Source organism: Phyllobacterium sp. TAF24 (genome assembly GCF_052113785.1).
Classification (GTDB): domain Bacteria; phylum Pseudomonadota; class Alphaproteobacteria; order Rhizobiales; family Rhizobiaceae; genus Phyllobacterium.
The window spans coordinates 142,506-155,136 of sequence record NZ_JBFRDN010000007.1 but is presented as its reverse complement, the minus strand read 5'-3'; the positions used below and the strand labels follow the sequence as shown (position 1 = coordinate 155,136).

Annotated in this window: 17 protein-coding genes and 1 tRNA gene; 8 read left to right on the top strand and 10 right to left on the bottom strand. The window is 54.5% G+C overall.

All coding sequences use genetic code 11. The features are described 5' to 3' along the window. The first annotated feature begins 410 nt into the window (after nt 1-410). A complete protein-coding gene (locus AB4Y96_RS08860; RefSeq protein WP_441916722.1) occupies nt 411-1,646 on the top strand; it encodes an MFS transporter in 1,236 nt (411 codons plus the stop codon). 1 nt (nt 1,647) lies between these two features. On the opposite strand, the gene AB4Y96_RS08855 is transcribed toward AB4Y96_RS08860, so the two are convergent. Then, a complete protein-coding gene (locus AB4Y96_RS08855; RefSeq protein WP_441916720.1) occupies nt 1,648-3,132 on the bottom strand; it encodes an NAD(P)H-hydrate dehydratase in 1,485 nt (494 codons plus the stop codon). A gap of 187 nt (nt 3,133-3,319) precedes the next feature. Here AB4Y96_RS08855 and AB4Y96_RS08850 point away from each other — a divergent pair, with 187 nt between their 5' ends. Beyond that, entirely contained in the window at nt 3,320-3,568 is a 249-nt protein-coding gene (locus AB4Y96_RS08850) for a DUF2171 domain-containing protein (protein WP_175540498.1), read from the top strand. A gap of 19 nt (nt 3,569-3,587) precedes the next feature. Here the strand turns inward: AB4Y96_RS08850 and AB4Y96_RS08845 are convergent, their stop codons facing one another. The 3 genes from AB4Y96_RS08845 to AB4Y96_RS08835 form a co-directional block, all read right to left on the bottom strand. Beyond that, entirely contained in the window at nt 3,588-3,920 is a 333-nt protein-coding gene (locus AB4Y96_RS08845; protein ID WP_441916719.1) for a DHCW motif cupin fold protein, read from the bottom strand. A 64-nt stretch (nt 3,921-3,984) separates the two neighbouring features. Beyond that, complete coding sequence (locus AB4Y96_RS08840) at nt 3,985-4,170, bottom strand: hypothetical protein (protein WP_441916717.1); 186 nt, start codon at nt 4,168-4,170, stop codon at nt 3,985-3,987. 100 nt (nt 4,171-4,270) lie between these two features. Then, nucleotides 4,271-4,549 carry a hypothetical protein gene (locus AB4Y96_RS08835; RefSeq protein ID WP_441916715.1) on the bottom strand — a complete coding sequence of 93 codons (279 nt, stop codon included), beginning with the start codon at nt 4,547-4,549 and terminating at the stop codon, nt 4,271-4,273. Between the two features lie 163 nt (nt 4,550-4,712). Between AB4Y96_RS08835 and bla the strand changes: the two genes are divergently transcribed. Then, the gene (gene bla, locus AB4Y96_RS08830) at nt 4,713-5,711 is read left to right on the top strand and encodes a class A beta-lactamase (RefSeq protein WP_441916713.1); all 999 of its coding nucleotides are present in this window, start codon (nt 4,713-4,715) and stop codon (nt 5,709-5,711) included. A gap of 106 nt (nt 5,712-5,817) precedes the next feature. Here bla and AB4Y96_RS08825 read toward each other — a convergent pair whose 3' ends face one another. Together AB4Y96_RS08825 and AB4Y96_RS08820 are read right to left on the bottom strand one after the other, a co-directional pair. After that, nucleotides 5,818-6,183, bottom strand: coding sequence for a VOC family protein (locus AB4Y96_RS08825; RefSeq protein WP_091877278.1), 366 nt, complete (start codon nt 6,181-6,183; stop codon nt 5,818-5,820). A 75-nt stretch (nt 6,184-6,258) separates the two neighbouring features. Further along, complete coding sequence (locus AB4Y96_RS08820) at nt 6,259-7,098, bottom strand: alpha/beta fold hydrolase (RefSeq protein WP_441916711.1); 840 nt, start codon at nt 7,096-7,098, stop codon at nt 6,259-6,261. Nucleotides 7,099-7,283: 185 nt separating this feature from the next. Between AB4Y96_RS08820 and AB4Y96_RS08815 the strand changes: the two genes are divergently transcribed. Continuing rightward, a complete protein-coding gene (locus AB4Y96_RS08815; RefSeq protein ID WP_441916710.1) occupies nt 7,284-7,940 on the top strand; it encodes a TetR/AcrR family transcriptional regulator in 657 nt (218 codons plus the stop codon). Here the strand turns inward: AB4Y96_RS08815 and AB4Y96_RS08810 are convergent, their stop codons facing one another. Further along, complete coding sequence (locus AB4Y96_RS08810; RefSeq protein WP_091877272.1) at nt 7,941-8,822, bottom strand: LysR substrate-binding domain-containing protein; 882 nt, start codon at nt 8,820-8,822, stop codon at nt 7,941-7,943. It abuts the gene before it with no gap. 115 nt (nt 8,823-8,937) lie between these two features. Here AB4Y96_RS08810 and AB4Y96_RS08805 point away from each other — a divergent pair, with 115 nt between their 5' ends. Together AB4Y96_RS08805 and AB4Y96_RS08800 are read left to right on the top strand one after the other, a co-directional pair. Continuing rightward, on the top strand, nt 8,938-9,138 hold the full coding sequence (locus AB4Y96_RS08805; RefSeq protein ID WP_441916708.1) for a hypothetical protein: 201 nt from the start codon (nt 8,938-8,940) through the stop codon (nt 9,136-9,138). Between the two features lie 307 nt (nt 9,139-9,445). Next, entirely contained in the window at nt 9,446-9,706 is a 261-nt protein-coding gene (locus AB4Y96_RS08800; RefSeq protein ID WP_091877268.1) for a DUF982 domain-containing protein, read from the top strand. Nucleotides 9,707-9,970: 264 nt separating this feature from the next. Here the strand turns inward: AB4Y96_RS08800 and AB4Y96_RS08795 are convergent, their stop codons facing one another. Beyond that, nucleotides 9,971-10,588, bottom strand: coding sequence for a LysE family transporter (locus tag AB4Y96_RS08795; RefSeq protein WP_441916706.1), 618 nt, complete (start codon nt 10,586-10,588; stop codon nt 9,971-9,973). A gap of 168 nt (nt 10,589-10,756) precedes the next feature. After that, nucleotides 10,757-10,831 (bottom strand) — tRNA-Asn (locus tag AB4Y96_RS08790). 245 nt (nt 10,832-11,076) lie between these two features. Here AB4Y96_RS08790 and AB4Y96_RS08785 point away from each other — a divergent pair. Then, nucleotides 11,077-11,325, top strand: coding sequence for a hypothetical protein (locus AB4Y96_RS08785; RefSeq protein ID WP_441916750.1), 249 nt, complete (start codon nt 11,077-11,079; stop codon nt 11,323-11,325). Nucleotides 11,326-11,457: 132 nt separating this feature from the next. Continuing rightward, nucleotides 11,458-11,697, top strand: a complete 240-nt coding sequence (locus AB4Y96_RS08780) for a hypothetical protein (RefSeq protein WP_112524740.1) — start codon at nt 11,458-11,460, stop codon at nt 11,695-11,697. A 20-nt stretch (nt 11,698-11,717) separates the two neighbouring features. On the opposite strand, the gene AB4Y96_RS08775 is transcribed toward AB4Y96_RS08780, so the two are convergent. After that, the gene (locus AB4Y96_RS08775) at nt 11,718-12,614 is read right to left on the bottom strand and encodes a LysR family transcriptional regulator (protein WP_441916703.1); all 897 of its coding nucleotides are present in this window, start codon (nt 12,612-12,614) and stop codon (nt 11,718-11,720) included. Nucleotides 12,615-12,631 lie beyond the last annotated feature (17 nt).

Here is a 12,631-nt window from a genome sequence, read left to right as displayed (position 1 = left end):
CAGTATCAGCAGGAATGCTAACATAAAGTATTGATCTTGGTAGCGAAAAGGAGATGGCTTAAAAAAGCAAAAGGCCGGGAGCTACCCGACCTTCCTGAACTTGCCTCAACACCAGTGCCAGTACATCCGTGGTCAAAAATGGAAACAAGCTGTTCGCTACGTGAGAATGAATACCCTGATATTACGACAGAATAATGACGCTCACAAAATTAAGGAAGCGCGTACGCAGTACAAATCGCGCTTGAATTGAAAGTGCCCGATCAAGGTAAAGACAGAGTTAATTCAAACGGGTAATTTTAAAAAGTTGGGAGGCGAATATCCCAACAGGCATAACAGAACGGGAACAATGCGGCTCCTGAACCATTTTTGTCCGTTGATAACACATCTTTCTCTTGTTCGGAGACAACTGCGTGCAAACATCTGAGCGTTTTGGCGATCGGTTAACTCCGTCACTCATTGCACTTGCTGCACTTAATTTCTTTCTCGCCGATGCCAGGGATGGGCTTGGACCTTTTCTTGATGCCTATCTGGCTACCCATGGTTGGACATCGATGTCATTGGGAATCATTGCGACAGGCGGCGGTATTCTTGGAATGGTCGCAACGCCGCTATTCGGGGCATTGGTCGACGGCACGCCGTATAAACGGGCGCTGATTGTCATTCCTGTATTGCTGGTTACGATTGCCGCACTTCTAACCCTTAATGTGCCGAACGTTTCTGTGGTGGTTGGCGGGCAGGCAATGACGGCGATTGTTGGCGCTGTGGTGGGGCCCGCCCTGATGGGTCTCACGCTCGGTCTGGTTGGCGAGGCAAAATTCTCCGATCAGGTATCGGGCAACGAATTCTGGAATCATGCGGGTAATGTCGCCTCACTGGTTGGTGTATACATTACGACAGTTTTGTGGGGGCAGTACGGCATCATCGGCATGATGATTGTCACTGCCGCGGGTGCCATTGCGGCAACCCTGATGATTGATCCGGCTGAAATTGACCACAAGGTGGCGCGTGGGCTGGCAAAGGATGATGGCAAGCCGGGGCCATCTGGTTATTCCGTATTGATCGAGACGCCGGGACTGATCCTGCTCGCTCTTATCCTTATGGTTTTCCATTTTGGCAATGCACCGATGAGCCGCCTGATCGCTCAGGCCTTTTCCATCGAACTTGGCACACCGTTCCGCACAACTGCACTGATTACCGGCATATCACAGCTCACCATGATTGCCGCCGCCGCCATTGCTCCGTTTCTGATCCGGCGTTTCGGATTATCCTTCGTGTTTTTTATTGCACTGATTGCCTTGCCGGTGCGTGGCGCGATTGCGGGCTCTGTCGCAGACTTCTGGTCAGTTTATCCTGTCCAGATATTGGATGGCCTTGGTGCTGGATTTCTTGGCATCGTCACCCCCGTTGCCGCTGAACGGCTGCTCTCGGGCAGCGGACGGTTCAATGTGGGCCTTGCAGCCGTGATGACAGTGCAGGGTATTGGTGCCTCGTTCAGTAATGTTGTCGCCGGTTGGCTGGTCCAGCGTGGTGGTTATAGTCTGGCCTATTACGTTCATGGCGGGGTCGCCATTATAGCGCTGGGGTTGTTTTTAGGCTGGCGGCAGAAAATCGTTGCTGGAGCGCGAGCTGTTCCCGCGCTTGCGTGACTCAGCGATGATGTAGCCGTGCGATCACCTTCGCCGCGGCAATGGGCAGATCTTCGGCTATCAGGCCAAAACCAAGATCAAGCGCCGCCTGCGCATGGATGTGCACCGCTGCGCAGGCGGCTTCAAACGGTGCCATTCCCTGCGCCATCAGACCAGCGGTGATGCCCGATAGAACGTCGCCGGAGCCCGCAGTGGCTAAAAGCGGGGTACCATTGCTGTTGATCGCAGCGCGGCCATCGGGCGAAGCAATGACTGTGTCAGGCCCTTTATAGATGATAATCGCATTGGCCTGCCGGGCTGCGGCACGGGCGCGCTCTAGCTTTGAAGGCGTATTGTCTTCGTCAATATCGGGGAACAGCCGCGTGAACTCGCCCTCATGCGGCGTCAGCACCAGCCGGACCTCGGATGCACGGCGTGTGGCATTGAACAACTCGTCGCGGTGGTCCTGAAACGAGGTGATCGCGTCGGCATCGAAAACCAGATGCAGCTGTTCCTTGAGCAAGGCGAGCGCAATTGAGCGGGTACGCGCGCCTATACCAAAACCGGGACCCAGCACCATTGCGGAAGGTTTGCGCCTGTCCAGGAATGACCGAAGTTCGTGGTCGGTTTCACAGCGGTTGAGCATGATTGAGGTCAGATGTGCGGCGTTGACAGCCAGAGATTCCGCCGGGGAAAGCAGGGTGACCGCACCTGCACCGCTGCGCGCGGCCGCCAATGCCGAAAGTCGCGCCGCTCCTGTCGATGTCGCCCCGCCTGAAAACACGGCGACATGGCCGCGTTTGTACTTATGCGTGTCCACGCCGGGAGCGGGCAGTCGCCAATGTTGTGGCAGGTTCTCAAAACACAGCGGATGGATTGTGGAAAGCACGTCTTCATGGATGCCGATATCTGCAACCACGACTTCGCCGCATAAACTTCGTCCGGGATAGAGCAGATGTGCCGGTTTCTTGCGAAAGAAGGTAATGGTGCAATCGGCCTTCAGCACTGGACCAAGCGGCACGCCGGTTGTGCCATCAAGGCCGGATGGCACATCGATGGCAATGCGGGTGACACTGGCTTCGTTGCTGCGTTCGATTACAACGGCTGCTTTTCCTGTAAGAGGCTTGTTCAAACCGGCACCGAACAAGGCGTCGATGACGACGCTGCCGGGTTCTGGCTTGAAGCCGGCAAGAGGCGCGGCTTTGACACTGCAATCGCGCCGGGCAAAGGCTGCATCGGAACCAGCTTTCGGCTTGTCATCGCTCCATAGATGCACCTTGACGCCGCTCTCGTTAAGAAGGCTGGCAACAACATAGCCATCACCGCCATTATTGCCGGGGCCGCAAAGAATGTGAAAGGCGGTCGCGCTGCCATAATTGGTGAGGATGTGGCGGGCAACCGCATAGCCCGCCCGCAACATCAATCCATATCCGTCAATCGGTCCAGCGGCGATGGTTAGCCGGTCGGCTTCGCCCATCTGTGCTGGTGTGAGAATCTCGTCAGCCATTTTTGAATCAATGCTTTCCTGACACTATGCCCGTTGTCAGGAATGGTAGGAGGCGATCAAGCGGGATACAAGCATCTATTGCCGTCCATTGGAATAAGCCATCTGGCGCTGTAAACAATTTCGCCGGGGCAATGCATCCAAAGCGCGTCTTGCGCGTTCTGCTTCGTAACCTTTTTGGAGAAAAATCATGCCTGCAACACAGATCAAAGAACATATGGAAGTCATTGGAGCCGATGGTGTCCATGTTGGTACGGTGGATCACGTGGAAGGCGCCCGCATCAAGCTGACCAAGAAAGATAGCGGCGAGGGCTCGCACAAGGGCCATCATCACTATATTTCGACGTCGCTTGTCGCAGAGGTCGAGGGCAACAAGGTCCGGCTGTCGGCCAATGCTGATGTAGCCGTGATGTTCGAGGAAGAAGCATCAGACAAATAGCGGATTACGGCTTCGTGACCTAATCAACGATGAAGAGTTTCACACCTGTTTTCGTTGAAGACCGGTGTGCTTCATCGCCAAAATCTGAAACCTGATAGCTCATTCCAGTTGTCAGTTTGAACGTGCGCCCATCGCGCAGTTCGGTATCAAGCTCGCCTTCAAGAACATAGAGAACATGTCCCCGGTCACACCAGTGATCGGCCAGATATCCCGGCGTATATTCGACAATTCGTACACGCAAATCATCAGTCGTGAAGCTGCGCCAGAGTGCTTTTCCCTGTTCACCCGAATATTCTGTGACCGGCACTGTGTTCCAGTCCGTCACGGTGAATGGCAGCTTTGGGAGTTTCATTGATGACCTTCGGGGATAACCGTTCTGGCACAGCGTGACAGAATGCCATGTCGGCATCAAGAGGTTAGCGAGACCAGACCATCATCGTAATGACCATCACCAGAGCGAATGCAAACACAGACACTGCAATGTCAGCGTCGTTGTAGCGCGTGCCGCTGGTATTTGTTGAACTGTGCTCGCGGCGCGGATTTGCCTGAAAGGCGAGCAGGACAGCCGCTATAACAGCCAGTAAAAGCGTAAGGTCGTGCATGGTCGGAACCGTTGTTTTTCTTCAACCAAGCATATTCCACGCGATGTAAGGATTCGATTCCGGGTATCTTCGCTGAATCTCAAGAAAATATAAGGTTCCGCTATGGCTGTTCGGGGCCAGTCTCACCCATTGCCGGTTGTTTCGGGCGAAGCAGGTATTTTCCCTGGCTGTATGCGGCAATTCCAAGTGAAGCGGTTACGCCGACCAGCACGTCATAGAATGTCTGGGGGATGCTTGCTGGCCTGAAAAACGTGAAGATGGCCCAACTGATCCAGAATGGATCGATCAACAGATAATCGTGGCCCACCCATATCCACATGGCCGCTGCGACGAGGCAGGCGCCTAAAATCACCAATATGTATCCGAGCGTTGCCCGCATGCTTTTCCCCAAGCCATCTGGTCAAAGATTACGCGCTGTACCGGGTCTGGAGCAAGCGCGATCCTTGCAACTGCCTTCCGAAGATCAGATGCCAGTAAGGCTGCCGTAATCTTGGTTTTATAAAAGATCGGGAATTGAACTGACCGGAAAGGCATGCCGAGCCATGAAGCCATTTGCACTTGCGATTGCCGCTGTGTCTGCTTTGGGTATATCCCATGTGAGTTATGCAGGAGGAATCGCAGACCCTGCAGCGCTTCAACAACGTCTCGAAAAATTGGCTACGGGCAAGGATGCGCGCATAGGTATCTGCGCTCTGGACCAAGCAGGAACGTCCGTCTGCGTGCGGGGGGACGAGCGGTTTTCGTTGCAGAGTGTTGTGAAGCTGATTGCGGGTGCAGCAACGCTCGATGCTGCCGATCATGGCGCTATGAATATCGAAGACCCGATTATCATCAGATCTGAAAATCTCAGCGTTATGAAGCAGCCTCTCGCGAAGATTGTCGAACGGAACGGTTTCTTTCGCACCAACGCCGGTGATCTTGTGCGCCGCGCCATTGTCGACAGCGATTCGGCTGCCGTGGATATACTGATTGACCGGTTGGGCGGAACCGGGAAGATCAATTCATTTCTCGCAGGCAAAGCGATCAGTGGTATTCGGATTGATCGTGATGAAAGGCATTTGCAAACGGATATTGTTGGGCTGCAATGGAAGCAGGAATATGTGGATGCGAAGGTGCTGCAACGGGCAATCAAGGCTGTACCGGAGGTAGAGCGCGATACTGCCTTTGACGCTTATCAGAAAGATCCGCGCGATACGGCTACGCCGCGCGCGATGACAGAATTTCTCGCCGCGCTCATGAATGGCAAGCTCATCTCTACAAGTTCAACCAATCGGCTGCTTGCCATCATGAACGAGACGTCGACATTTCCGGACAGGCTGCGTGCTGGCGTCGGCAAGGACTGGAGCGTTGCGCACAAGACAGGAACCAGCCCCACCTGGAAGGGTGTCAACGTGGCGACAAACGATGTGGGTATCTTGACCGCACCCGATGGTGGCAAAGTTGCAATCAGCGTTTTTGTGGCTGATTCCCGCGAAACGCCGACCCTGCGTGCAATGATCATTGCGAGCGCAGCCCAAGCCGTAACCGAAGCCTATCGCTGACGGGAGTTGGCAGTGACTATCCGTATTCGCCCGCGAAGGAACGTTGCAGGGATTGGATGCGGTGAGGGCGCGGGGGCATATACTGGCGCGCCGGTTTCCTTTCTAATCAGCGGCTGCTGATCACCATGCGGTTGCCTTCGCTGTCCCTGAATTCAGCGACGGTGCGTCCGGGATCGTAGGGCGCAGCCTGCGGTTCGGTAATGATCTCGACACCCTTTGATTTGAGGGTTCCAGCGGTGCCGGCAACGTTGTCGTCCACAAGAACCATCACAGGTTGGCTGGCCGCTTCATCGTCCGCTCTTTTGATAAAATGCAGGTTTGTTTCCGAACCCGCAAATTTAAGCTCTATCCATCGCCATCCATCCGGGCCCATGGGAACGTCGGCTGCAACTGTGCAGCCGAAATGATCAATGTAGAAATTCTTCGCACGGTCCTGATTGAACACAGGAAGCTCGGCAAACTGTATATGCATGGGTTCGTTCTCCAGATTGTCTTTGACGGCTGTCAGAGCGTCGTGCCGCGGGTAAGGCGCGACGCTCTAAGCTGTTCATGCTTGTGCGAATGCTGAGTGAAGCGTTTTTGCGAAAGCTTCGGCGTGAGGGCCATAGCCGCCATGATCGCCGGGAAATTGCACGGGTTGCGTGCCAAGCTTTTCAGCCAGTGCTACGCCCGTACGATTGGCAATTTCTCCGACGGTTTGCTCGCCAACGCCAACGATTACACCGGGTTTACCCGTACGCAGCGTATCAATCTCCGGTTGGTACAGCGAAAGCGGCATGAGGCCATGGGCGAGAAAATACTCCATGTTTCCGTTGATCCGCTCGAATGTCTCCAGAGCTTCGGGCGGGGGAGGCGCTTGCGGCGCTTCCTCCTCACCGTGCTCGTCCAATCCAGCCATGGCCATGAACTTTTGCATCGCCGCTTCCACGCCCTCGCGCTGATAGGTGTCGTGAATTTCCTTGTTACCGGCCAAGGCTTCGCTGGGATCGGGAAGCAGCATCAGGCATGGCGGTTCATGCGCTACCAGTGCGCGCACCTTTTCCGGATGCCGCGCGGCCAGATTGAGCCCGATTTGCGCGCCGCCGCTATTACCCATCACAAAGGCAGGCCCATCGCCCAATGCTTCAATCAACCGGGCGGCATCGTCGCCGTGAACATCAAGCTGCAATGCTTCAGGCTTGCCATCGAAGGGACTGCGTGAATTCCCGCGAGGATCGTAAGCCACCACCGTGTAGCGGTCAGCGAGATAATGTGAAAGTCCGGCAAAAACCCCTGCATCCGTGGGGCCTCCGGCAATGAGCAGCAGGAGAGGCCCAGAGCCTTGGGCTTCATAGTAAATTTTGGCGCCCGGCACTTTCAATGTACCTGTCTTGGTAGGAAACGTCATTGTGCAACTCCTGTTGATAAGCCGTTGGCACGCATCCGGCCAACAGTCTTCGTGAACTGAGCAAACCTGTATGTGTATTGATCTCCTTGAATCAAACTAGACTGTCTAGTACTGTGTGTCAACGGTACACACTCGATCCCATCGGGAATCATGCTAGGGTGCAGCAATTGCGGGTAAGCGGTTTTATGACGAAAGTGACTTCAATTCATCCATCGGGCACAGCGGAACCAAACCGTTCCGAGCGCAAGCACAAGGCGATCCTTGATGCGGCGACAGAGGTATTTCTGCAGAACGGCTATCTTGGCACCAATATGGACGATATCGCTGCGCGGTCGGCTGTTTCGAAGCAAACGGTCTACAAGCATTTCGAGAGCAAGGAAGCGCTGTTTGTTGAGATTGTGACCAGCATGGTCAGCGTTGCCGGTGACAGGGTCCACAGTCAAATTCCGGAGTTTCAAGGCAGCGAAGATCTTGCGGAGTATCTTTCGAATTATGCATATCAACAGCTGATAGTCGTGCTGACGCCGAGACTCATGCAGCTGCGCCGCCTTGTGATCGGGGAGGTCAGCCGTTTCCCAGAACTGGCCAAGGTGCTTTATGAGCGCGGCCCGAAGCGCGCGATGATGGCTCTGGCGGCAAATTTTGCTGTGTTCGCCGAACGTGACTTGCTTGAGATTGAAGACCCGGCAATTGCCGCATCCCATTTCAACTGGCTCGTCATGGCCGAGCCCGTCAATCAGGTTATGCTGTTGGGTGATGGGGCCATTCCGAAACTTGACGCGTTGCGCCGACATGCCGAGCAAGGCGTAAGCGTGTTTATGGCAGCCTACGGCAGGAAATAATCAGAGGACGCCCGCCTGTTCCAATATCCAGTCCCGGAAGAGCCGCGTTTTCGGCTGCAACTGCCTGCCTTCAGGATAAACAAGGTAAAAGTCCGAGCCGGTTGAGGCGCAGACATCAAACAGCTGAACGAGCCTGCCGGAATCAATTTCGTCTTTGAATATGCCTTCTGAAACGAGCGCGACGCCGCCACCTGATAGGGCGAGGTTGGCGATGATCTGTTGGGTGTCGATGCCAACACCCGGCTTGGCCATAACAAGTGGTCCTTCCACGCCTGCCTGACGAAACCAGATGGGCCACCAATCATCATTAGGGGTGATCAGATGATAGTTGAGCAGGTCCACAGGTGTTTGTGGCCGGCCGTATTTTTCGAGATAAGCGGGGCTGGCAAGGGGGGTAAAGCCCCCGGAAAGCAACCGGTGCGCTTTTAGTCCCGGCCAGCTTCCCTTACCCATCCTGACGCCGCAATCGATACCTTCGGCCACAAAGTCCACCATCCGCGACGCAATATCGAAGCGTACCGATATATCCGGGAACCGGGTTTGAAAATCCACAATGCGCGGCGTCAGCCAATTGCTGGCGAAAGTGTGTATGACCGAAACCAGCAGAACCGAATTCTGCTCCTCGCGGATAGCGCGAAAGGTTTCACTGAGTTCGGCCAGCGCACGGCGGATCACCGGCGCTACGAGGTCGCCCTTATCAGTCAAGGAGACGCCGCGGGCAAGCCGGTGAAACAACGGTGCCCCGGCAAATTCCTCCAGCAGCTTCACCTGATAGCTTACCGCTGATTGGGTCATGTTCAGTTCTTCAGCCGCTTTGGTGAAGTTCTGCAGGCGAGCAACGGATTCGAACACGCGGATGGCTGGAAGCGGCAGGGATGACATGATTTACCCATTAAATGGCTTGATGGCTCATGCATCATTTTACGTTGGTGATCCCAGAAATAAAGAACTATTTCTCCAGACATAGAAAAGAGCTTGATGACTTTAGGAGTCTGAAATGACTGAAGTTCGATATTTTGGCCTGAATCTGTCGTGGATGATTCCTGCGGCGGCAAAGCATAGCAATGGACCTGTGGGCAGTCTGTCTGACCTCAATGGCCACCTGCTTTGCGATATCAATCTGAGCCCGAGCATGCGCTCCTGCCTGAAATTCCCGGATAGTGATCGACGCTGGCTGGATTTCCGTCAACCGTTCTAGACGCTACCCATTGTGAGAATGGCTGCATGCCCCGGTATTTGTGAAGAATGCCGGGGCAAATAATTTTTGCGATTTGTCAGATATTTTTGCGAGTTGGGAGAATGGACTTAATAGAGGATATAAGAGGCTATTGCTTCGAGTGTTTCATGACGACAGACATGCGCAGCTCTGCTGAATACGCAAATCTGCGACTTAGCTGATAACGTGCATGTGATGGGAACGGCTTTGCGATAAGCGCAAGCATCGCAATTTTGCCACAGGCGCTTTTCAGATTGGAACCAGTTTTAACGATCCGCGTTTCTAAGCCATGAAAAACGCTCAGTTCAAACCGGTGACCGTGGAGTCACTTCATTCGTTCAAGCTGCGGAACATCGGTTCCGTGGCTGAGGCCGCCGAGTTTTTATCGAGTGATTGGCCGGGTGAGCGGGGGAGGATTTACCTTCTCGCCCAAATGGCCTGCACCGAGGCAATGGAGGGCCATGCTTCGCCCGCCATGGTACGATCGATTTTTGTTCAGGCGACTATGGAAGCCGATATTTATGTCGAGAACACCACATGGGTGCGTTGATATCGCGGCGCATGTGGTCAGAATTGCCGCTGCTTCGCTGAGCGGGAAACACAGGCCATCAGACCCGGCTCATCAGTCAAGATGCGGAAAAAGAAAGCAGGCCACCCATGTGGCAACAATGCAAAGAATCGTAATTGCTAAAACGGACATCAAATCATCTCCAAGCACTAGGGCTAACATGGAGATTGGGCACTTTCAATTATACATAAGTACAAAAGTTCGTGTTGAAAAAGTGAGCTATGATAGTTCTTGGCCCGGCTCTGACTACCGATCAGACAATGCCAGTTTCAAGCCAAAACCAATAAAGATTGTGCCAGCGAGGGCATCGATGGCGCGCCGCGCCCGCTGATAGGCGTCAGCAACCGTACGATGGCTGAGGGCGGCGACAAGACCGGCATACCAGATGGTTGATATGGTGACCATGACGACCACCGCTGCGGCGCCGTGGGTCCAAGGTGTACCCGGTGCCATGGTTGCTGCGAACAGACTGGCGACGAACAGCGCGGATTTTGGATTGGCGAGGTTGGTGGCAAGGCCGAGACGCCATGCACCCATGGGTGTCAGCTTGACCTTGTTTGCAGGAATAATCATGTCGCCCTTTGGCTGGCGTACCTGCCAGAGCAGCCGAAGACCAAGCCAGAGAAGATAGATACCGCCAGCAATTTTCAAACCCATATAGGCAATCGGCGCGGCCATGAACAATGAACCGACGCCCAGCCACCCGGCAAGCCCCCAGCACAGTGTTCCCGTTATGGTGCCTGCGACGGCAGAGATCGCGATCTTGCGCGAGCCGGTGAGGGTGCAACGTACAACCATGAAGAAATTCGGCCCCGGTGTCAGCGCTGCAATAGTCCAGATTGTTGCAACAGTGAGCAGGAACATATCGTCTCCGGGGGATCGGTGTTGTTGTCGCGATCTATAGCATCGATTACCCGTGAACGGTAAGGGGCTCGCGTATAATTGGTGAGTGGTTATAGCGCGGTAAATGTTAGAAAATATCTGTAAAAGCAAAAGGCTCAGCAGCGTGAGCTGCTAAGCCTTTGAGGTGACTGGCTCCCCGGGCCGGATTCGAACCAGCGACCAACCGGTTAACAGCCGGTTGCTCTACCACTGAGCTACCGGGGAATAGCTACTCAGTCATCAGCGAAGTGGCCTATAGCAAAAGGGTTTCGCTTTTGCAAAGGACCATTTCGCTTTTTTTCATATAATGTTCACAGGAAAGGATGAAATGCCCGTCCGGCGTCCCTACATCGGGGTCTGTTGAACACGAAATACGAAAGAGCTGCTGAGTGACCGAACGCCCCGAAAACACCGGTAATCATGCGTCAAACGGTGCTGGAGAGCATTCCACGACGCCAAAACGCCGCCATATGCGTATCTTTGGCCGTCATGTGCCAATACCGCAATCGGTGGCAATGCGTCGCACACTGGGTGGTACGCTTATTGTTGGCGGAATACTCGGTTTCCTGCCGATTCTCGGTTTCTGGATGATTCCGCTCGGTCTTGTCGTGCTTTCGCATGATTCCACGATTGTCCGGCGCAAGCGACGCCAGCTCGAAGTGAAGCTTGGACGGCGCTGGAAGGGGAATCGATCCTCTGCTGGCAACAGCAAGGCCTGATTTCAGACTGTTTGGCCGTCTTCATGAGCCGCGCGATTTCTGATTCAAAAATTTGATTCGTTCCATCTTGGCGCAGTTCTTTTGCGCTGCTACCCCTGTTCCTATTGGTTCTTTGCCTGAGGGAGGGGTGGGATGATGAGATTCGTGCGGATATTGCTTGTCGCTGTGATTGCGCTGGTCGTTGTTATCGGCGGGCGCTGGTACCAGTACATAACAAACACCACGAGCCCCTATGATGAGGTTGGAATCAGCCTCAATAATTATATGCCCGTCCCGATCAGGCAGTGGGGTTGCGCCCAGCTGAAGAAGAATTTTGGCAATAATCTGCCACCCTATGGCTGCGCGGGCGGCGATGGCAGGCAATGGCTGTAATTCAGTACGGGTTTTGAATCTCATATCTGTCTGCGTGTGCCGCTTTCGGAGATCGCAGCGATCAATGCGCGCAGGCCGCGGGTTACGATCTTGTCCTGTCGGATAATGAGTGCCAGCTCGCGGTGCAGATTGGGGATGAGCGGGCGCACCGTAAAGGCCCGCCTTTGTTCCGGTTCCCGCACAGCCACTGCGGGAACGATAGCCCAACCAAGTCCGGCCCGGACCAACTCCTTGATTGCTTCCACGCTTCCCAGTGACATGACAGGTTGCAAGGTTACGCCACTCTGCTCAAACCATCGGTCAATGACCCGGCGCGTGTTACCGGAAGATTCAAAGAGAATGAGCGGATTCTTGGCCAGTTCCGCAGCTGTAACCTGCGGCGGCATGACTACACCAGCCGGTGCGATTGCGACGAATTCCTCTCGCAGGATTGATTTAATTTCGAGCATACGACCCGATGCGGGCATGGTCACAAGTGCTACGTCGAGCACATTGTCTTCCACCGCCTTGACCAAATCTATGGTGTTGCCAGTACTGACGGTAATATACAGCGAGGGAAAGCCCTGGCGCAGACTGCGCAGGAGCGGCGGCAGCAGGTAGATGCAGGCGGTCGCGCCAGTGCCGAGCCTCACACGCCCGATTGTGTCTGTCGTATATCGGGCCATGGCATCCAAAGCGCCTGAGACTTCCCGGTTAATGCGCCCGGCATGGGCGAGAAGTTCAGTACCGGCAGCTGTTGGGGTGGCTTTGCGACCGATTCGCTCGATCAGGAGAACGCCGAGCCGCTTTTCGAGTTGGCGCACCTGCAGGCTCACGGCCGGTTGGCTGATGTTCAATCGGTCAGCAGCGGCTGAAAAACTGCCGAGTTCGATAACCTCCACGAAGGTTGCAAGTTGATCAAGGCTAAGGGACGACACAAAGATTTCCTTATAAT

What these genes read in the sequence shown, in the direction of transcription:
- AB4Y96_RS08855 (WP_441916720.1), bottom strand. Translation starts at nt 3,132, where the DNA reads ATGGCTGACGAGATTCTCACACCAGCACAGATGGGCGAAGCCGACCGG.
- AB4Y96_RS08850 (WP_175540498.1), top strand. Translation starts at nt 3,320, where the DNA reads ATGCCTGCAACACAGATCAAAGAACATATGGAAGTCATTGGAGCCGAT.
- AB4Y96_RS08845 (WP_441916719.1), bottom strand. Translation starts at nt 3,920, where the DNA reads ATGAAACTCCCAAAGCTGCCATTCACCGTGACGGACTGGAACACAGTG.
- AB4Y96_RS08840 (WP_441916717.1), bottom strand. Translation starts at nt 4,170, where the DNA reads ATGCACGACCTTACGCTTTTACTGGCTGTTATAGCGGCTGTCCTGCTC.
- AB4Y96_RS08835 (WP_441916715.1), bottom strand. Translation starts at nt 4,549, where the DNA reads ATGCGGGCAACGCTCGGATACATATTGGTGATTTTAGGCGCCTGCCTC.
- bla (WP_441916713.1), top strand. Translation starts at nt 4,713, where the DNA reads ATGAAGCCATTTGCACTTGCGATTGCCGCTGTGTCTGCTTTGGGTATA.
- AB4Y96_RS08825 (WP_091877278.1), bottom strand. Translation starts at nt 6,183, where the DNA reads ATGCATATACAGTTTGCCGAGCTTCCTGTGTTCAATCAGGACCGTGCG.
- AB4Y96_RS08820 (WP_441916711.1), bottom strand. Translation starts at nt 7,098, where the DNA reads ATGACGTTTCCTACCAAGACAGGTACATTGAAAGTGCCGGGCGCCAAA.
- AB4Y96_RS08815 (WP_441916710.1), top strand. Translation starts at nt 7,284, where the DNA reads ATGACGAAAGTGACTTCAATTCATCCATCGGGCACAGCGGAACCAAAC.
- AB4Y96_RS08810 (WP_091877272.1), bottom strand. Translation starts at nt 8,822, where the DNA reads ATGTCATCCCTGCCGCTTCCAGCCATCCGCGTGTTCGAATCCGTTGCT.
- AB4Y96_RS08805 (WP_441916708.1), top strand. Translation starts at nt 8,938, where the DNA reads ATGACTGAAGTTCGATATTTTGGCCTGAATCTGTCGTGGATGATTCCT.
- AB4Y96_RS08800 (WP_091877268.1), top strand. Translation starts at nt 9,446, where the DNA reads ATGAAAAACGCTCAGTTCAAACCGGTGACCGTGGAGTCACTTCATTCG.
- AB4Y96_RS08795 (WP_441916706.1), bottom strand. Translation starts at nt 10,588, where the DNA reads ATGTTCCTGCTCACTGTTGCAACAATCTGGACTATTGCAGCGCTGACA.
- AB4Y96_RS08785 (WP_441916750.1), top strand. Translation starts at nt 11,077, where the DNA reads ATGCGTATCTTTGGCCGTCATGTGCCAATACCGCAATCGGTGGCAATG.
- AB4Y96_RS08780 (WP_112524740.1), top strand. Translation starts at nt 11,458, where the DNA reads ATGATGAGATTCGTGCGGATATTGCTTGTCGCTGTGATTGCGCTGGTC.